Genomic DNA, 18,683 nt, shown 5'->3' on the forward strand with positions numbered 1-18,683 from the left:
AAAGGCCGGAAACACGCGGGAGCACCGCGTCGCGGGTTCCGTGGGCACCCCGCCCGGAAGTCCACTGCCACACGCCACCCACGGCGTCGCGGGCCCGCCGGGCACGGCGGGTGGTCCACCCCCGCTCCGCCGTCGCCGCGCAGGTCGACGCCGGTCCGCACCCCCGGGGCGGCCGGCGTGGTCCAGCCCCGTCGGCGGCCCGTCCGAGCCCGTCCCGCCCGGACGGCCGCCCCGCGCCCCACCACGGCCGGGCCGCCCAGGTCGCGGGGGTCGCGGCGGCCTTCCCGCACACGAATCGACCGACGTTCGACACCCCCATAACCCCCCTGTCGCCACACAACGGGCGTCGGCTGACGCCGTCGCCCTGGCCTCGGCAGTCCCCCCGCTGGAAGATCTGCGCATGTCGCCTGAGACCCAGCAGTGGACCCCCACCCATGGCCAGCCCTACCGGCCCGTCCCCTACCGTCCGACGCGCATGCCGAGTCAGGAATCCCTCGCGCGCGCGGCGGAACTGCGGGCCCGGATGGACGAACGGCGCACCGTGCGCCACTTCTCCCCCGACCCCGTCCCCGAGCAGGCCGTCCGCGACGCCATCGCCTGCGCCGCCACCGCCCCGTCGGGGGCGCACCAGCAGCCGTGGAGCTTCGTCCTGGTCAAGGACCCGGCGGTCCGCCGGCAGATCCGGGCCGCCGCCGAGCAGGAGGAGCAGATCTCCTACGACGGCCGCCTCGGCGACGAGTGGCTGGCCGCGCTGCGCCCCATCGGCACGGACGCCGTCAAGACCCACCTGACGGACGCCCCGGCCCTGATCGTGGTCTTCCAGCAGCGGTACTGGCTCGGCCCGGACGGCGACAAGCGCAAGCACTACTACGTGGACGAGTCGGTCGGCATCGCGGTCGGCATGCTCCTGACGGCCCTCCACCTCTCCGGCCTGGCCGCCCTGATCCACACCCCGAGCCCGATGCGCTTCCTGAGCCACGTCCTGGGCCGCCCGGAGAACGAGAAGGCCTTCGCGGTCATCCCGGTCGGCTACCCCGCAGACGACTGCGAGGTCCCGGACCTGCTCCGCAAATCCCTGGACCAGGTCCTCTTCGAGGTCTAGGCCCCCGCCTCCGGTTGAGCGGGCGGCCCGGCCTCCTCGGCCTGCCGCCCGCCCAGGACCCCCACGAGCCGCAACCCGACGCGCAGGGCCGGATGCCGGTGGGGCCGAGAATCGCGCCACCGCTGGGCCCGGTCGCCCGGAGGGGAAATGGAGACCGCCCCCGCTCCGGACTTGGGGGTACCGGAGCGGGGGCGGGATTCAGGGGAGGGCGGGTCAGCCCATGTGGGGGTAGCCGTACTCGGTCGGCGGGACCAGGGTCTCCTTGATGGAGCGGGTCGAGGTCCAGCGGAGCAGGTTGGACGCCGCGCCCGCCTTGTCGTTGGTACCCGAGGCCCGGCCGCCGCCGAAGGGCTGCTGGCCGACGACGGCGCCGGTCGACTTGTCGTTGATGTAGAAGTTGCCCGCCGCGAAGCGCAGCTTCTCCATCGTGTCGGCCGCCGCGTAGCGGTCCTGGGCGATGACGGAGCCGGTCAGCGCGTACGCCGAGACGTTCTCCATCTGGGCCAGCATCGCGTCGTATCCCTCGGCGGACTCGTCGTCGTACACGTACACCGCGAGGATCGGGCCGAAGTACTCGGTCGTGAAGACCTCGTTCTCCGGGTCCGTGCACTCGATGACGGTCGGGCGGACGAAGTAGCCCTCCGAGTCGTCGTACGTGCCGCCCGCGACGATCGTGCAGGTCGGGTCGGCCTTCGCACGGTCGATGGCGGCCTTGTTCTTCGCGAAGGAGCGCTCGTCGATGACCGCGCCGATGAAGTTCGACAGGTCGCGGACGTCACCCATGGTGATGCCGTCGACCTCGGCCGCGAACTGCTCCTTGAAGCCGTCGTTCCAGATCGAGGCCGGAACGTAGGCGCGGGAGGAGGCCGAGCACTTCTGGCCCTGGAACTCGAAGGAGCCGCGGGTCAGGGCGGTCTTCAGGATCGCGCGGTCCGCGGACGGGTGCGCGACGACGAAGTCCTTGCCGCCCGTCTCGCCGACCAGGCGCGGGTACGAGCGGTACTTCTCGATGTTGTTGCCGACCGTCTTCCACAGGTACTGGAAGGTCTTGGTCGAGCCGGTGAAGTGGATGCCGGCCAGCTCGGGGTGGTTCAGGGCCACCTCGGAGACGGCGATGCCGTCGCCGGTCACCAGGTTGATGACGCCCTTGGGCAGACCGGCCGCCTCCAGGAGCTCCATCAGGAGGACCGCGGAGTGGGTCTGCGTCGGGGACGGCTTCCACACGACCACGTTGCCCATCAGGGCCGGGGCGGTCGGCAGGTTGCCGGCGATGGCCGTGAAGTTGAACGGGGTGATCGCGTAGACGAAGCCCTCGAGCGGACGGTGGTCGCTGCGGTTCCACACGCCGGCGGAGTTCGCGGACGGCTGCTCGGCCAGGATCTGCCGGGCGAAGTGGACGTTGAAGCGCCAGAAGTCGACGAGCTCGCACGGGGTGTCGATCTCGGCCTGCTGCGCGGTCTTCGACTGGCCCAGCATGGTCGAGGCGGCCAGCTTCTCGCGCCACGGGCCGGCCAGCAGCTCGGCGGCGCGCAGGATGATCGCGGCACGGTCGTCGAAGGACATCGCGCGCCAGGCCGGGGCGGCGGCCAGGGCGGCGTCGACGGCCTCCTGGGCGTCGGCCTGGGTGGCGTTCGCGTACGTGCCGATGACCGACTTGTGGTCGTGCGGCTGGACGACGTCGAAGCGCTCGCCGCCGCCCATCCGCTTGACGCCGTTGATCGTCATCGGGAGGTCGATCGGGTTCTCGGACAGCTGCTTGAGCTGGATCTCGAGGCGCGCGCGCTCCGCGCTGCCCGGGGCGTACGAGTGGACCGGCTCGTTGACCGGCGCGGGGACCTGGGTCACAGCATCCATGGGGCGATAACTCCTTGACCTGGTTCTTGGCTAGTTCTTGGTGATCATCGAGCGGAGGAAGAACAGCAGGTTGGCCGGCTTCTCCGCGAGGCGGCGCATGAAGTAGCCGTACCAGTCCGTGCCATAGGCCGTGTAGACCCGCATTCGATGACCTTCGGAGGCGAGCCGGAGGTGCTCCTCGCTGCGGATGCCGTAGAGCATCTGGAACTCGTACTCGTCCAGCTTGCGCCCGGCCTGCCGGGCGAGTTCCTGCGCGATGGAGATCAGGCGCGGGTCGTGGGACCCGATCATCGGGTAGCCCTCGCCCTCCATGAGGATCCGCATGATCCGGACGTACGCCTTGTCGATCTCGGCCTTGTCCTGGTAGGCGACCTCGGCGGGCTCCTTGTAGGCGCCCTTCACGATCCGGACGCGGCTGCCGGCGGCGGCCAGGCGGCGGGCGTCGGCCTCGGTACGGAAGAGGTAGGCCTGGATGACGCAGCCGGTCTGCGGGAAGTCCCGGCGCAGCTCCTCGTGGATGGCGAACATCGAGTCGAGGGTGGTGTGGTCCTCGGCGTCCAGCGTCACGGTGGTGCCGATGGCGGCGGCGGCCTCGACGACCGGGCGGACGTTGGCCAGGGCGAGCTCGTGGCCGCCCTCCAGCGCCTGTCCGAACATCGACAGCTTGACCGACATCTCGACGGCCTCGCCCAGACCCAGCTCCTTGAGGCGCCCGATGAGCTCCAGGTAGGCGTCCCGGGCGGCGTACGACTGCTCCACGGCGGTGATGTCCTCGCCGACCACGTCGAGGGTGACCTCAAGGCCCTTGCGGGTGAGCTCCTCGACGATCGGGATGACCTGGTCGACCGTCTCACCGGGGATGAAGCGGTTGACCACCGGCTTGGTCACCGGGGCGGCAGAGACGATTCGGCGCATCTTGTCGCTGCGCGAAGCGGCGAGGATCGCGGGACCCAGCACGGGGCACCTCCAACGGGTGGCAGAAGCGGTCATACGGGCGCCGCGGGGGTGTGCTGCGGCCGTAGGGAATACGCAAGTAAAACCACCGTGAAATTTATGGATCTCCCCGATCCTCTGCCATCGACAGCTGTCACGCATCCGTGTCCGCGATCTCATACATCTGTCTGAAGAGACGGGCTGCGGGTGGGAGAATGTGCCCGTGAAGGGCGATTACCAGGACCTGGTGGACGAGATCTCGGCGCTGCTCGGCGCCCCGGCGACGCTGGAGAACCGGGACTTCCGTCTGATCGCCTTCGGTGCCCACGACAGCGAGGACGACCTCGCGATGGACCCCGTACGCACCCGTTCGATCCTGACCCGGCAGTCCACGGCGGCGGTGCGGTCCTGGTTCGAGGGGTTCGGCATCGCCCGGGCCACCGGCCCGGTCCGGATCCCGGCGGCGCCGGACGCGGGGGTCTTCCGGGGGCGGATCTGCCTGCCCGTGCGGTACCGGGGCATCGTCCAGGGCTATGTATGGCTCCTCGACCGGGATCCGGGTCCGGCTCCGGAGGCCCTGGAGGCGGCCATGGAGGTGGCCCAGCGGATCGGGGTGCTGCTGGCCGAGGAGGCCAAGGCGGGCGCCGACCTCTCCCGGGAGTTCCTCGCTGTGCTGACCGCCGGGCGGGGCTGGCAGCAGGACATGGCCGTGGCCTCGCTGCGGCTGGCCCTGGGTGCGGGGGCCGAGGGGCTGCACGCGGCGGTGTGCGTGGCCCCGTGGGCCGGGGAGGCGCCCTCGTCGGTGCCGGGGGCGGCGGCGGTGTGCGTCGTACCGGCGGACGCGGCGGGGGCGGGCGGGCCGGCGGGGCAGGACCGCCTGGCGGTGCTCCTGCGGCTGCGCTCCCCGGACGCCATGGGCCCGGCCCTCACGGCCCTGGGCCGCCTCCTGCCACGCCCGGTGGGGACGGTGACAGGACAACCCGGCACGCCCCGTCCGGCCGCACCCACCGGCACGAGGCCGGGGCCCGCACCCACCGGCGGAACGACGACGCCCGGCGGCGCGGCGCGGACCGGCGGCGCGAACCAGACCGGCGGGGCGGCAGGAGCTGGCGGCGCGGCGCGGACCGGCAGGACGGAGACCGGCGGCGGCGCGGGGCGGACCGGCGCGGCGCTGGCCGGCGGGGCCGCAGGGGGTGGGCGGGGTTCCGGGACGGGCGGCTCCGTCGGCGGGGTCAGCGCCGGGGTGTCCGAGCCCGCACAGGGGCTCGGGGAGCTGCCCGGCGCCTGGGGGCAGGCCGTCGCCGCCGCGCGGGCGGCCGCCGCCGAGCCGCGGCTCGGGCCGGTGGCCCAGTGGGCGGGGATCGGGCCGTACCGGATGCTGGGCGCGCTTCCCGCCGGACCCGTGGACGACCCGGCGACACGGGCCCTGCTGAGCCCGGCCCACCGGGAACTGGCCCGCACCGCCGAGGTGTTCCTCGACTGCGCCGGACAGGCCGGCCGGGCGGCGGCCGCGCTGGGCGTCCACCGCCAGACCCTGTACTACCGGCTGGGCCGGGTGGAGCAGCTGACCGGGCTCGACCTGGACTCCGGTGAGGACCGGCTGCTGCTCCACATGGCCCTCAAGTCCGCCCGGCTGAACGGCTGACCCGGCTCGGCCACCGCCCCGGCCGGCCCCCGGTCCCGACCGGAGCACCCACGCCCCCGGCCGACGCGCCCGAGCGGCCGGGCCGCCGCGGACCACCGCCCGGCCCGGCCGACGCGCTGAACGGCCGGCTCGGTGGTGGCCCCCGGTCGACGCGCCGCACGGCTACCGCGCCGCGCGCTCCGCGTCCGCGATCCCCTGGGCGAGCCTGCGCAGCCCCTCGGTGAACTCCTCGCCCGACGGGGCGCTGGCCGGGTCGAACAGCCACTGGACCATCAGGCCGTTGAGCAGCGCCTGGTAGACCGCCCCGAGGGTGCGCTCGTCGCGTTCGGTGAGCTGCTCCTCGGGGGTCCCGGTCATCATCGCGATCAGGCCCCGGCGCCCCTCGAGCTGCGAGGCGGCCAGCATGGACTTCAGCTCCGGCTTCTGGTCCCGGCTCAGGGCGACCTCCAGGCTGGCCGCCCAGACCGGCCCGGCCGCGTCGTGCTCGGCGACCACCCCGTCCCACAGGGCGCGCAGCCGCTCCAGGGAGCCCCCGGCCCCTTCGAGCCCGGCCTGCCGCCCCTGGCCCCATTCCTCGATCAGGGCGATGAACGCCTTGGTGAGCAGGGCGTCCTTGGAGCCGTAGTGGTAGCCGATGGACGCCAGGTTGGTTCCGGAGGCGCTGACGATGTCCCGCGCGGTGGTCCGCACGAACCCCTTCTCGGTGAGGCACTTCTTCGCGCCCTCGAGCAGATCTTCACGGTGTCCCATGCCGACACGGTATCAAGACATCCGTTTAATACATACGTCTATCCCGGGCTCGCGCAAAAGGACCCGGGATGCACACGCACCCCGGGCCCTTCCGCGACGAACGCGCTGCCGTCAGCCGAGGTTGACCGAACGCGCCGACGCCGCACCGATCTCCGCCGAGATGGCCGCGAGGACGTCCACCGGGACCTCCGCGTCGACGGTCAGGACGACGAGCGCCTCGCCACCCTCCTCCGCACGGGCCACCTGCATGCCCGCGATGTTCAGCCCGGCCTCGCCGAGCAGCTGGCCGACCTTGCCGACCACGCCCGGGCGGTCGGTGTAGCGGAGCACGATCATGTGGTCGGCCAGGGCCAGGTCCACGTCGTACTCGCCCACGCCCACGATCTTCTGAAGGTGCTTCGGGCCCGCGAGCGTGCCGGAGACCGACACCTCCTGGCCGTCCGCCAGGGTGCCGCGGACGGTCACCACGTTGCGGTGGTCCGGGGACTCCGAGCTCGTCGTCAGACGCACCTCGACGCCGCGCTCCTGCGCGAACAGCGGGGCGTTGACGTAGGAGACCGTCTCGTCGACGACGTCCTCGAACACACCCTTGAGGGCGGAGAGTTCGAGCACCTTGACGTCGTGCTGGGTGATCTCGCCGCAGACCTCGACGTCGAGGCGGACCGCGACCTCGCCCGCGAGGGCGGTGAAGATGCGGCCGAGCTTCTCGGCGAGCGGCAGGCCGGGGCGCACGTCCTCGGCGATGACACCGCCCTGGACGTTGACCGCGTCCGGAACGAGCTCACCGGCGAGGGCCAGGCGCACCGACTTGGCGACCGCGATGCCGGCCTTCTCCTGGGCCTCGTCCGTGGACGCGCCGAGGTGCGGGGTGCAGACGACCTGGTCGAGCTCGAACAGCGGGGAGTCCGTGCAGGGCTCCTTCGCGTACACGTCGAGGCCGGCGCCGGCGACGCGGCCCTCCTTGATGGCCGAGTACAGCGCGGCCTCGTCCACGATCCCGCCGCGGGCGGCGTTGACGATGCGGACGGACGGCTTGACCTTGTGCAGGGCCTCGTCCCCGATGAGACCGAGGGTCTCGGGGGTCTTGGGCAGGTGCACGGTGATGAAGTCGGCGACCTCGAGCAGCTCGTCCAGCGTCAGCATCTTGACGCCCATCTGGGCGGCGCGCGCCGGCTGCACGTAGGGGTCGTAGGCGACGACCTTCATGCCGAAGGCCGACATGCGCTGGGCGACCAGAACGCCGATGCGGCCGAGGCCGACGACGCCGAGGGTCTTCTCGCTGAGCTCGACGCCCGTGTACTTGTTCCGCTTCCACTCGCCGTTCTTCAGGGCGGTGTTGGCCTGCGGGATGTTGCGGGCGGTGGCGACGAGCAGGCCGCAGGCGAGCTCGGCGGCGGTGACGATGTTGGAGGTCGGGGCGTTCACGACCATCACGCCGGCCTTGGTGGCGGCGGAGACGTCCACGTTGTCGAGGCCCACACCGGCGCGGGCGACGACCTTCAGCTTCTTGGCGGCGGCGATGGCCTCGGCGTCCACCTTGGTGGCGGAGCGGACCAGGATGGCGTCGACGTCGACGATCGCGGGCAGCAGCTCCGCGCGATCCGCGCCGTTGACGTGCCGGATCTCGAAGTCCGGACCGAGCGCGTCCACCGTGGCGGGCGACAGCTCTTCGGCGATGAGTACGACAGGTTTCGAGCTCACGTGGGTCCTCACAAGTCCAGTGCGGACGGCCGTCCCGACGGCCGCAGGCGGTGGAGGGGGTAGCCGCGTGGAAGACGCACGACACTGTGGGCCTGACGCGTTGTGTTGAGCAGTGTAGTAGCGGTTCCGGCGCGGAATTCCGCCTGTACGGAAGGATCACCCGTCCGTGATTGGCCGGGGTGGACAAGCCGCACGGTCCGAGATCTCCATTCCGTCGATTTTCCGGCCGGTCCACGACGGAGGGACGGCCGGGGCGGAAGCGCGGTGGGGCCGGGACTCAAGCGTCCCGGCCCCACCGTGCGCGAGATCAGCTCTCGTCGCTGTCGACCCAGCTCATCAGCTTGCGCAGCTTCTTGCCGGTGGTCTCCAGCAGGTGCTCGGAGTCGGCCTTCTTGTACTCGTTGTACTTCGGCAGACCGGCCTTGTACTCGGCCATCCACTCCTCGGCGAACTTGCCGCTCTGGATCTCGGCGAGGACCTTCTTCATCTCGGCCTTGGTGGCCTCGGTGATGACGCGGGGGCCGGTGATGTAGTCGCCCCACTCGGCGGTCTCGGAGACCGACCAGCGCATCTTCTCCAGGCCGCCCTCGTACATGAGGTCCACGATGAGCTTCAGCTCGTGCAGGCACTCGAAGTACGCGATCTCCGGCTGGTAGCCGGCCTCGGTCAGGGTCTCGAAACCGGCCTTGACCAGGGCGGAGGCGCCACCGCAGAGGACGGCCTGCTCACCGAACAGGTCGGTCTCGGTCTCCTCGGTGAAGGTGGTCTTGATGACGCCGGCGCGGGTGCCGCCGATGCCGGCCGCGTACGACAGGGCCAGGGCGAAGGCGTTGCCCGAGAAGTCCTGCTCGACGGCGGCGATGCAGGGAACGCCGCGGCCCTCCTCGTACTGGCGGCGGACCAGGTGGCCCGGGCCCTTCGGGGCGACCAGGGCGACGTCCACGTTGGCCGGGGGCTTGATGAAGCCGTAGCGGACGTTGAAGCCGTGACCGAAGAAGAGCGCGTCGCCCTCCTGCAGGTGCTGCTTGATCGACTCCTCGTAGATCTCGGCCTGGAGCGGGTCCGGGGTCAGGATCATGATGACGTTCGCCCAGGCGGCGGCTTCCGCCACGGGGAGGACCTTCAGGCCCTGCTCCTCGGCCTTGGCCTTGGACTTCGAGCCCTCCTTGAGGCCGACGACGACGTCGACGCCGGAGTCACGGAGCGACAGCGCGTGGGCGTGGCCCTGGCTGCCGTAACCGATGACCGCGACCTTGCGGCCCTGGATGATGGACAGGTCGGCGTCGTTCTCGTAGAACAGCTCGGCCACTGGGATATCTCCTTGGTGCGCTGATGTTGCACCCACCGTACGGCGGGGAACGGAATAAGAGTTTGTCGGTCTCGCCATGCGAACCGGGCGTGTCCCGCCCGGTCCAGGCGTGGCGTCAGGCGCGTGCCGCGCCCGTCAGGCGCTGCGCTCGAGGGAGCGCAGGCTGCGGTCCGTGATGGACCGGCCGCCGCGCCCTATGGCGATGGTGCCGGACTGCACCAGTTCCTTGATGCCGAAGGGCTCCAGCATCTTGAGCATGGCGCTGAGCTTGTCGGTGCCGCCGGTGGCTTCGATGGTGACGGCCTCCGGGGAGACGTCGACGGTCTTGGCGCGGAACAGCTGGACGATCTCGACGATCTGCGAGCGCGTCTCGTTGTCGGCGCGGACCTTCACCAGAACGAGTTCGCGTTCGATGGCGTTCGACGGCTCCAGCTCGACGATCTTGAGCACGTTGACCAGCTTGTTGAGCTGCTTGGTCACCTGCTCCAGCGGGAGGTCCTCCACGTTCACGACGATGGTGATGCGGGAGATGTCGGGGTGCTCGGTGACGCCGACCGCGAGCGAGTCGATGTTGAACCCGCGGCGGGAGAACAGGGCGGCGATCCGGGCGAGGATGCCGGGGGTGTTCTCGACCAGGACCGAGAGCGTGTGCTTGGACATGTGAGTCGTTCTCTCTCTCAGGCTCTCTCGGCTCAGTCGTCTTCGTTGTCGCCGAAGTCGGGGCGGACGCCCCGGGCTGCCATGACCTCGTCGTTGGAGGTGCCGGCGGCGACCATCGGCCACACCATGGCGTCCTCGTGGACGATGAAGTCGACCACGACCGTGCGGTCGTTGATCGCGTTGGCCTCGGCGATGACCTTGTCCAGGTCGGCCGGGTCCTCGCAGCGCAGCGCGACGCAGCCCATGGCCTCGGACAGCTTGACGAAGTCCGGGACGCGGGTGCCCTGGCGGGGGGCGACGGACTCGCCGAGCTGGGAGCCCACCGTGTCGTGGCCGGTCTCGTCACCGTGCAGGACGGTGTTGGAGTACCGCTGGTTGTAGAACAGCGTCTGCCACTGGCGGACCATGCCGAGGGCGCCGTTGTTGATGATGGCGACCTTGATCGGGATGTTGTTCAGCGCGCAGGTGGCCAGTTCCTGATTGGTCATCTGGAAGCAGCCGTCGCCGTCGATCGCCCAGACCGCGCGGTCCGGCATGCCGACCTTGGCGCCCATCGCGGCGGGGACCGCGTAGCCCATGGTCCCGGCGCCGCCGGAGTTCAGCCAGGTGCGGGGCTCCTCGTACTTGACGAAGTGGGAGGCCCACATCTGGTGCTGGCCGACACCGGCCGTGAAGATCGTGCCCTGCGGGGCGAGCGCGCCGATCCGCTCGATGACCTGCTGCGGGGAGAGCGAGCCGTCCTCGGGCAGGTCGTAGCCCAGGGGGTAGGTCTCGCGCCAGCGGTTGAGGTCCTTCCACCAGGCGGTGTAGTCGCCGGTGTGGCCCTCGTTGTGCTCGGCCTGGACGGCCTGGACGAGGTCGGCGATGACCTCGCGGGCGTCGCCCACGATCGGGACGTCGACCTCGCGGTTCTTGCCGATCTCGGCCGGGTCGATGTCCGCGTGGATGACCTTGGCGAAGGGGGCGAAGCTGTCCAGCTTGCCGGTGACGCGGTCGTCGAAGCGGGTGCCGAGGGCGATCAGCAGGTCCGACTTCTGCAGCGCGGTGACGCCGGTGACGGAGCCGTGCATGCCCGGCATGCCCACGTGCAGCGGGTGGCTGTCGGGGAAGGAGCCCAGGGCCATCAGGGTGGTGCAGACCGGGACGCCGGTCAGCTCGGCGAGGACCTTCAGCTCGGCCGTGGCGCCGGACTTCATGACGCCGCCGCCGACGTACAGGACCGGGCGCTTGGCCTGGACGATGAGCTTGGCGGCCTCGCGGATCTGCTTGGCGTGCGGCTTGGTGACCGGCCGGTAGCCGGGCAGGTCCAGGGCCGGCGGCCAGGAGAAGGTGGTCTTCGCCTGGAGGGCGTCCTTGGCGATGTCGACCAGGACCGGGCCGGGACGGCCGCTGGAGGCGATGTGGAAGGCCTCGGCGATGGTCTTGGCGATGTCCTCGGCCTTGGTGACCAGGAAGTTGTGCTTGGTGATCGGCATCGTGATGCCGACGATGTCCGCCTCCTGGAAGGCGTCGGTGCCGATGGCCTTGGACGAGACCTGGCCGGTGATCGCGACGAGCGGGACGGAGTCCATGTGGGCGTCGGCGATCGGGGTGACCAGGTTGGTGGCGCCCGGGCCGGAGGTGGCCATGCAGACGCCGACCTTGCCGGTGGCCTGGGCGTAGCCGGTGGCGGCGTGGCCGGCCCCCTGCTCGTGGCGGACCAGGATGTGACGGACCTTCTTGCTGTCCATCATCGGGTCGTACGCCGGGAGGATGCAGCCGCCGGGGATGCCGAAGACGGTGTCGCACCCCACCTCTTCGAGAGAGCGGATGAGGGACTGCGCGCCCGTGACGTGCTCAACTGCGGTGGGCTGGTGCCCACCCGTGCGGGGCCGCGGCTGCGGATGGTGGGCCCCGGAGGCCTGCTCGGTCATCGGCATTCTCTTCTCGAAGCTGAGGGTTTTACGCGGAGCGGGGGTGCCCCGGTTCTCGTCCGGGTGCGTGTGCCAGTGCAACAAAAAACCCCTCGTGCCAGGTGGCAAGCGAGGGGAGCGCGTCGGCGGTGTGGAGCGGGGACATGCAGGTCCCGGCTTCAGCCGACGCGCTTTCCAAGTACGAGAATTCGGGTGCGCATGGCATTGACCCTCCCTCCGGCGGGAGGTCGATGTCAAGCGGGTGGGACGGGCGTCTCATTATTTGAGCCTCTATGGATGACCATCGAGCCACCGGACGAGCCTCCGGCCAAGGCGGGCTGGGCCGTACCGCCCGGTACTGGGAACGTACCTCTCACGAGCGCGCGGCGCAGCCTGTATTCGTCGAGGGGGCCGGAAAACGCCATTCCCTGCCCGTGGGTGCAGCCCATGGCGCGCAGGGCGGCCACCTGCTCGGGGAGGTCCACCCCGTCGGCCACGGACTGCATGCCCAGATCGTTTGCGATGCGCAACAATCCAGCGGTGATCTTGTGCAGGCGGGCGGACTCGACCACGCCCTCGACGAGGCCCCGGTCGAGCTTGAGCAGGTCCACGGGGAGCCTGCGGAGGGCGCTGATGGCCGCGTAGCCGCTGCCGAAGCCGTCGAGCGCGATCCGTACGCCCAGCCGGTGCAGGGCCGTCAGGCGGCGTTCCAGCTCGTCGAAGGGGACCCTGGGGTCGGAGGCGGCGAGTTCGAGGACGAGGCCGCCGGAGGGCAGCCCGTGCCGGCCGAGCAGCGCCTCCACGGAGCCGCCGGGGACCGAGCGGTCGAGGAGCCGCTGGGCGGTCATCCGTACGACCACTGGTACGTCGTGCCCCGCGAGATGGCGTTCGGCGGCCTCGGACACCGCCTCCTCGAGGAGCCATCGGCTCAGTTCGGCGGCGCGGGAGGGCTCGGCCGCGCCGGCCGGTCCGCCCTCGCTGTGTTCGGCCACCCGGAGGAACTCGGACGGGGTGAAGAGGATCCCCTGGGCGGAGCGCCAGCGGGCCTGCGCGGCCACTGCGGCGACCTCGCCGTCGGCCAGGCAGACCACGGGCTGGTGGAGCAGGGCGAACTCGCCCTCGTGGAGCGCGGTGCGGAGCTTTCCGGCCAGTTCCGCCTTGCGGACCACCTCGGCCTGCATCTGGGGCGCGTACAGCTCGACCCGGTCCTTGCCCCCGGCCTTGGCCCGGTACATCGCGAGGTCCGCGTTGCGCATCAGGTCCGAAGGGGTGATGCCGGGGTCGGCGAAGGCCACGCCGATGCTGGCGGCGACCCGGACCTCGCTGCCGGCGATGCGGTAGGGCTGGGAGAGGGTGGCGCGGAGCCGGTCGGCGATCTCGTGGACCTGGTACTCGCGGGCGCTGCGGTCCCGGCTGCCGTCGCCGAGGATGAGGGCGGCGAACTCGTCGCCGCCGAGCCGGGCGGCGGTGTCCCCGGCCCGGACGGCGTCCTGGAGGCGGTGGGCGGCCTCGACGAGCAGTTCGTCGCCCGCCTGGTGGCCGATGGTGTCGTTGACGGCCTTGAAGCCGTCGAGGTCGATGAAGAGCACGGCGGTGCTGTGGTCGCCCGCGCGGCGGCCGGTCAGCGCCTGGCGGACGCGGCGGGTGAACAGGGCCCGGTTGGGCAGGTCGGTGAGCGGGTCGTGCTCGGCGCTGTGCTGGAGCTGGGCCTGGAGACGGACCCGCTCGGTGACGTCCCGGCTGTTGAGGATGAGTCCGCCCTGGTGCCGGTTGACGGTGGACTCCACGTTGAGCCATTCCCCGCCGCCGGATTTGAACCGGCACTCGATGCGGGTGGTGGGCTCCTCGGCGGGCGGGGCGGCCAGGAAACGGCGTACTTCGTGGACCACGCGGCCGAGGTCGTCGGGGTGGATCAGGGCGGCCAGCTCGGTGCCGACCAGCTCTTCCGCCTCGCGGCCGTAGACGCCGGCGGCGGCGGGGCTGACGTAGCGCAGGGTCCCGGTGGGCGCGGCGATCATGATGACGTCGCTGGAACCCTGGACCAGGGAGCGGAAGTGGTTCTCCTTCTGGGCCAGTTCCTGCGTCAGGGCGATGTTGTCGAGGAGCATGATGCCCTGCCGGACCACGAGGGCGAGGACGACCGTGCAGCCGGTGAAGACCACCATCCGGTCGACCTTCCGTCCGTCCACCACGTTGTAGAGGATGCCGAGGGTGCAGACGGCGGCCGCGAGGTACGGGGTGAGCGCCGGGAGGGAGCCGGTGATGGGGCGGCTGTGCAGCCGGTCGGCGCGCGGGGGCGCGGGGCGCGGGAGCGGTTCCGGGCGGCGCCCCGCGGCCCAGGGGGCGTAGGCCAGCAGGAGGGAGCCGGCGAACCAGCCGGCGTCGAGGATCTCCCCGGAGCGGTAGGTGGTGTTGAGCAGCGGCGAGGTGAACAGGGCGTCGCTCAGGACGGTCAGGGCGAGGGCCGCGATGGCCGTGTTGATCGCGGAGCGGTTGTTGGCCGAGCGCCGGAAGTGGAGTACCAGCACCATCGAGACCAGTGCGATGTCGAGGAGCGGGTAGGCCAGGGAGAGCGCGGCGCGCGGGACGCTGCCGGGGGCCCCGGACTGGGCGGTGCGGGCGGCGTTGGCGAGGGCCAGGCTCCAGGAGAGGGTCAGCAGCGAGCCGCCGATGAGCCAGGAGTCGAGCGCGAGGCAGACCCATCCGGCGCGGGTGACCGGGCGTTTGGCGAGGACGAGCAGGCCCACGATGGCGGGCGGGGCGAAGCAGAGGAAGGCGAAGTCGGCGAGCGAGGGCTCGGGCACCTTCTGGTCGAGGACCACCTCGTACCAGCCCCAGACGCCGTTCCCCAGGGCCCCCATGAGCGAGGAGAACGCGAACATCAGCCAGGCGGGGCGCTCGCGCCGGCCGATCGCGCGGGCGTAGTGGTAGCAGGAGACGGCGGCCAGTAAACCGGCGGTGCTGAGCCCGAAGTCGCCCATGATCTTGGCGAGTTCTTCCGAGCCCCAGCCGAGGGCGGCCCCGACGGCGTAGCCGCCGCTGACCACCGCGAGGAGGAGCTGGCCCCCCAGCCCCCTGCCGCCGCCGCCCGCGACCGGCGGCCGGGTCAGGAGCGCAGCCCCCGGGGCGCTCACCGGTCCCCCTCGCCGGCTCGTTGCGGCGCAGTCCAGTCTCGGCACCGTCGCCTCCGGCGGCTCTGCCGCATCGGATCCTTCGTCCATTGGCCGTGCATCGCCCGTCGCCCCCCAAAGTGTCCGATCACTCCCCAGCGCCAGACGTACGTGGCGCAGCCCCTTGTTCCGGACGATACACCACTTTCGTCACTCAGCGACATAGCTTCTCTACTCTCCGTTACCACCGGGAGCCGTGCGGCAACTGCTCGCATGCGTATGGACGCGGAGAGTGTGCGGTCTGGTTCAGTCCGTGATCAGAACGGTGTTCTCGACCGGCTCCCCGGCGGCGAACCGGGTGAGCTGGCGGGCGACGAGCCGCTTCGCCCGGGGCTCGAACGCCGAGCTGCTGCCGCCCACGTGAGGCGTGATGAGGACGTTCGGGGCGTGCCACAGCGGATGGCCCGGAGGCAGCGGTTCCGGGTCGGTGACGTCGAGGGCGGCGCGCAGCCGGCCGGACTCCAGTTCGGCCAGCAGGGCCTTGGTGTCGGCCACGGGTCCGCGCGAGACGTTCACCAGCAGGGCTCCGTCCTTCATCCGGCCGAGGAAGGCGGCGCCGGCCAGGCCCCGGGTGTCCTCGGTCAGCGGGGTGGTGAGGATGACCACGTCCGCGTTCGGGAGGAGGTCCGGGAGGTCGGCGAGGGCGTGCACCGGCCCGTGCGGGGCGGTGCGGGCCGAGCGGGCGACGCGGGTGATCCGCCCGCACTCGAAGGGCCGGAGCCGGTCCTCGACGGCCGCGCCGATCGCCCCGTAGCCGACGATCAGGACGGACTTGTCGGCGAGGGCCTCGTAGAAGCCGCCGCGCCACTCCTCGCGGTCCTGGCCGCGCACCATGCCGGGGATGCCGCGCAGGGAGGCGAGGGTGAGCGTCAGGGCGAGCTCGGCGGTGCTGGCCTCGTGGACCCCGCGGGCGTTGCACAGCCGGACGCCGGGGCGCAGGAGGCCGAGGCCGGGCAGGACGTGGTCGATGCCGGCGGTGAGGGTCTGCACGACGCGCAGGGCGGGCATGGCCGGGAGCGGACGCAGGGTCACGGCCTGGGACTTCATGTACGGGGTGACGTAGAAGACGCAGCCGGCCGGGTCGGCCGGGAACTCCCGCTCACCGTCCCACTGCCGGTAGCGGAAGGAGTCGGGGAGGCCGTCGATCTCCCCGGGCGGGAACGGGAGCCAGACCTCGGCGGTCGTTGCAGTCATGATCCCGAGGCTATGCGAAGTGAACGTGATCAAGCCGTTAGTTTGAGGGCCGGACCGGGACCGGGCCGGGAGGGGGGACGCAGGGGTGGAGCGCAGGTCGATCGGGTCGGGCCCGCTGACGGTGGGGGCCATAGGGCTCGGCTGCATGCCGATGAGCTGGGCCTACGCGCCGTCGCGACGCCGGGGCGAGGAGTCGCTGCGGACCCTGCACACGGCGCTGGACCTGGGGGCGAACCTGCTGGACACGGCCGATCTGTACGGGCCGTTCACCAACGAGCTGGCGGTGGGGCGGGTGCTGCGGGAGCGGCGGGCCGAGGCCTTCGTCTCGGCCAAGGTGGGGCTGCGGGCGGGCGAGGGGCACGTGGTGGCCGACGGGCGGCCGGAGTACGTGCGCCGGGCCTGCGACGCCTCGCTGCGGCGGCTGCGGACGGAGGTCATCGACCTGTACCAGCTGCACCGGGTGGACCCGGAGGTCCCGGTGGAGGAGACCTGGGGGGCGATGGCGGAGCTGGTGCAGGCCGGGAAGGTGCGGGCGCTGGGGTTCTGCGCGCTGGGCGCGGGGGCGGGGCCTGGTGCGGGGCGGCGGGGGGACCGCGGGTACCGCTCGACGCTGCGGCACCTGGAGCGGGCGCAGCAGGTGTTCCCGGTGACGGCGGTGCAGGCGGAGCTGTCGGTGTGGTCGCCCGAGGCGGCGTGGCAGCTGCTGCCGTGGTGTGCGGCGCGAGGGGTGGGGGTGCTGGCGGCGATGCCGCTGGGCAGCGGGTTCCTGACGGGGACGCTGACGCCGGGGCAGGGGTTCGAGGAGGCGGACGTGCGGGCCCGCCACCCCCGGTTCACGGCGCACGCCATGGCGTCCAACCAGGTGCTGGTGGCGGAGCTGCGGCGGGTGGCCCGGCGGCACGGGCCGGAGGTCACCGCGGCGCAGGTGGCGCTGGCGTGGGTGCTGGCGCAGGGGCCGCACGTGGTGCCGGTGCCGGGGGCGGAGCGGGCGCGCTGGGCGGCGGAGAACGCGCGGGCGGCGGAGGTACGGCTGACGGCCGGGGAGCTGGCGGGGTTCGCGGCGCTGCCCGCGGCGGTGGGGGCCTGGGACTGAGCCCGGGCTCGGGGGGGGCCGACCGCGACAACCACTCGATCGGGTGTACGAGTGGTGGAACTTGGGCACCCGCCGGATCTGTTGGGTCTTGTGAAGGGCAGAGCTGGAGGGCCGACCTGAGGGGAGCGGGACGATGCGGTACGGAGTGCGGGACGGGCGTTTGGGTGCGGGGTGGTACGGAGCCGGGGCCGGGGGTGCGCGGCGCCGGGGGGTGTTGGCGGGGCTCGCGCTGGCGGGGTGCGGGGCGCTGCTGGCGTCGGGGTGTTCGGCGTCGGGCTCGGGCGGGGCGCCGCCGGGGGCGGGGGGTTCGCCGCCGGGGGCTTCGGCGGCGGCCTCCGCGGGGGCCCCGCCGGGGGCGTCGGCGCCGCCGGCCAAGGGGTCCGTGCAGGTCACGGGTGAGGTGGCCAAGGGGCTGGAGTCCCCTTGGGGCGTGGCCCCGCTGCCGGGCGGTGACCTGCTGGTGGCCTCGCGGGACAAGGGCACGATCAGCAGGGTCCGGACGGACACGGGCGCCGTGACGGAGATCGGGAAGGTGCCCGGGGTGGCGCCCGGCGGGGAGGGCGGGCTGCTGGGGCTGGCGCTGTCCCCGCACTTCGCCTCGGACCGGCTGGTGTACGCATACTTCACGACGGAGTCCGACAACCGGATCGCCCGGATGCGCTACGACGAGCAGAGACCGCCGGGGCAGCAGCTGGGTGCGCCGGACACGGTGCTGAGGGGCATCCCCAAGGGGGTGTTCCACAACGGCGGGCGGATCGCCTTCGGCCCGGACGGGATGCTCTACGCCGGGACGGGCGAGACGGGGAACACGGCCCTGGCGCAGGACAGGAAGTCGCTGGGCGGGAAGATCCTGCGGATGACCCCCGACGGAAAACCGGTGCACGGGAATCCCGAGCCGGACTCGGTCGTCTATTCGTGGGGGCACCGCAATGTGCAGGGCCTCGCCTGGGACGCGGACAAGCGGCTGTGGGCGTCCGAGTTCGGGCAGCACAGGTGGGACGAGCTGAACCTCATCGAGCCGGGCGGCAACTACGGCTGGCCCGAGGTGGAGGGGAAGGGGGGCGCGGCGGGTTTCCGGGATCCGGTGGCCGTCTGGAAGACGGACGAGGCCTCGCCGAGCGGGATCGCCTGGGCGGAGGGCTCGATCTGGATGGCCTCGCTCAAGGGCGAGCGGCTGTGGCGGATCCCGCTGAAGGGGGCCGTCCCGGCGGCGGAGCCGGAGGCGTTCCTGACGGGGAAGTACGGGCGCCTGCGGACGGTGGTGGCGCTCGGCGGCGACCGACTGCTGCTGGTCACGAGCGAGACGGACGGGCGCGGATCGCCCCAGGCGGGTGACGACAGGATCCTGAGTCTGACGGTGCGGTGACCGACGGAGCCCCG

13 protein-coding genes are annotated in these 18,683 nt (G+C 72.0%); 4 read left to right on the top strand and 9 right to left on the bottom strand.

Features of this window, described 5'->3' with window-relative positions; genetic code table 11:
- Window positions 1–400 precede the first annotated feature (400 nt).
- Window positions 401–1,102 carry a nitroreductase family protein gene (locus tag ACFY0O_RS22820; RefSeq protein WP_388949228.1) on the top strand — a complete coding sequence of 234 codons (702 nt, stop codon included), beginning with the start codon at window positions 401–403 and terminating at the stop codon, window positions 1,100–1,102.
- A 213-nt stretch (window positions 1,103–1,315) separates the two neighbouring features.
- Here the strand turns inward: ACFY0O_RS22820 and pruA are convergent, their stop codons facing one another.
- The gene (pruA, locus tag ACFY0O_RS22825; protein WP_388949230.1) at window positions 1,316–2,956 is read right to left on the bottom strand and encodes an L-glutamate gamma-semialdehyde dehydrogenase; all 1,641 of its coding nucleotides are present in this window, start codon (window positions 2,954–2,956) and stop codon (window positions 1,316–1,318) included.
- Between the two features lie 30 nt (window positions 2,957–2,986).
- Window positions 2,987–3,913: a proline dehydrogenase family protein gene (locus ACFY0O_RS22830; RefSeq protein WP_388949233.1), complete on the bottom strand. Its 927-nt coding sequence runs from the start codon at window positions 3,911–3,913 to the stop codon at window positions 2,987–2,989.
- 199 nt (window positions 3,914–4,112) lie between these two features.
- On the opposite strand from ACFY0O_RS22830, the gene ACFY0O_RS22835 reads away from it, so the two are divergent.
- The gene (locus ACFY0O_RS22835; protein WP_388949236.1) at window positions 4,113–5,534 is read left to right on the top strand and encodes a helix-turn-helix domain-containing protein; all 1,422 of its coding nucleotides are present in this window, start codon (window positions 4,113–4,115) and stop codon (window positions 5,532–5,534) included.
- Between the two features lie 162 nt (window positions 5,535–5,696).
- Here the strand turns inward: ACFY0O_RS22835 and ACFY0O_RS22840 are convergent, their stop codons facing one another.
- The 7 genes from ACFY0O_RS22840 to ACFY0O_RS22870 form a co-directional block, all read right to left on the bottom strand.
- Window positions 5,697–6,284, bottom strand: a complete 588-nt coding sequence (locus ACFY0O_RS22840; RefSeq protein ID WP_388949239.1) for a TetR/AcrR family transcriptional regulator — start codon at window positions 6,282–6,284, stop codon at window positions 5,697–5,699.
- A gap of 111 nt (window positions 6,285–6,395) precedes the next feature.
- Complete coding sequence (serA, locus tag ACFY0O_RS22845) at window positions 6,396–7,985, bottom strand: phosphoglycerate dehydrogenase (protein WP_388949242.1); 1,590 nt, start codon at window positions 7,983–7,985, stop codon at window positions 6,396–6,398.
- Window positions 7,986–8,292: 307 nt separating this feature from the next.
- Window positions 8,293–9,294 (bottom strand): ketol-acid reductoisomerase, encoded by a 1,002-nt coding sequence (ilvC, locus tag ACFY0O_RS22850; RefSeq protein WP_358897136.1) that lies wholly within the window; start codon window positions 9,292–9,294, stop codon window positions 8,293–8,295.
- Between the two features lie 135 nt (window positions 9,295–9,429).
- The gene (gene ilvN / locus ACFY0O_RS22855; protein ID WP_358897137.1) at window positions 9,430–9,954 is read right to left on the bottom strand and encodes an acetolactate synthase small subunit; all 525 of its coding nucleotides are present in this window, start codon (window positions 9,952–9,954) and stop codon (window positions 9,430–9,432) included.
- 32 nt (window positions 9,955–9,986) lie between these two features.
- Entirely contained in the window at window positions 9,987–11,873 is a 1,887-nt protein-coding gene (locus ACFY0O_RS22860) for an acetolactate synthase large subunit (RefSeq protein WP_388949245.1), read from the bottom strand.
- 227 nt (window positions 11,874–12,100) lie between these two features.
- On the bottom strand, window positions 12,101–14,980 hold the full coding sequence (locus ACFY0O_RS22865) for a putative bifunctional diguanylate cyclase/phosphodiesterase (RefSeq protein WP_388949248.1): 2,880 nt from the start codon (window positions 14,978–14,980) through the stop codon (window positions 12,101–12,103).
- Window positions 14,981–15,262: 282 nt separating this feature from the next.
- Window positions 15,263–16,210, bottom strand: coding sequence for a 2-hydroxyacid dehydrogenase (locus ACFY0O_RS22870; RefSeq protein ID WP_388949251.1), 948 nt, complete (start codon window positions 16,208–16,210; stop codon window positions 15,263–15,265).
- A gap of 85 nt (window positions 16,211–16,295) precedes the next feature.
- On the opposite strand from ACFY0O_RS22870, the gene ACFY0O_RS22875 reads away from it, so the two are divergent.
- Both ACFY0O_RS22875 and ACFY0O_RS22880 read left to right on the top strand, forming a co-directional pair.
- Window positions 16,296–17,303: an aldo/keto reductase gene (locus tag ACFY0O_RS22875; RefSeq protein WP_388949254.1), complete on the top strand. Its 1,008-nt coding sequence runs from the start codon at window positions 16,296–16,298 to the stop codon at window positions 17,301–17,303.
- Between the two features lie 133 nt (window positions 17,304–17,436).
- On the top strand, window positions 17,437–18,669 hold the full coding sequence (locus ACFY0O_RS22880) for a PQQ-dependent sugar dehydrogenase (protein ID WP_388949256.1): 1,233 nt from the start codon (window positions 17,437–17,439) through the stop codon (window positions 18,667–18,669).
- Window positions 18,670–18,683 lie beyond the last annotated feature (14 nt).

This window comes from Streptomyces sp. NPDC001594 (assembly GCF_042893675.1).
Classification (GTDB): Bacteria; Actinomycetota; Actinomycetes; order Streptomycetales; family Streptomycetaceae; genus Streptomyces.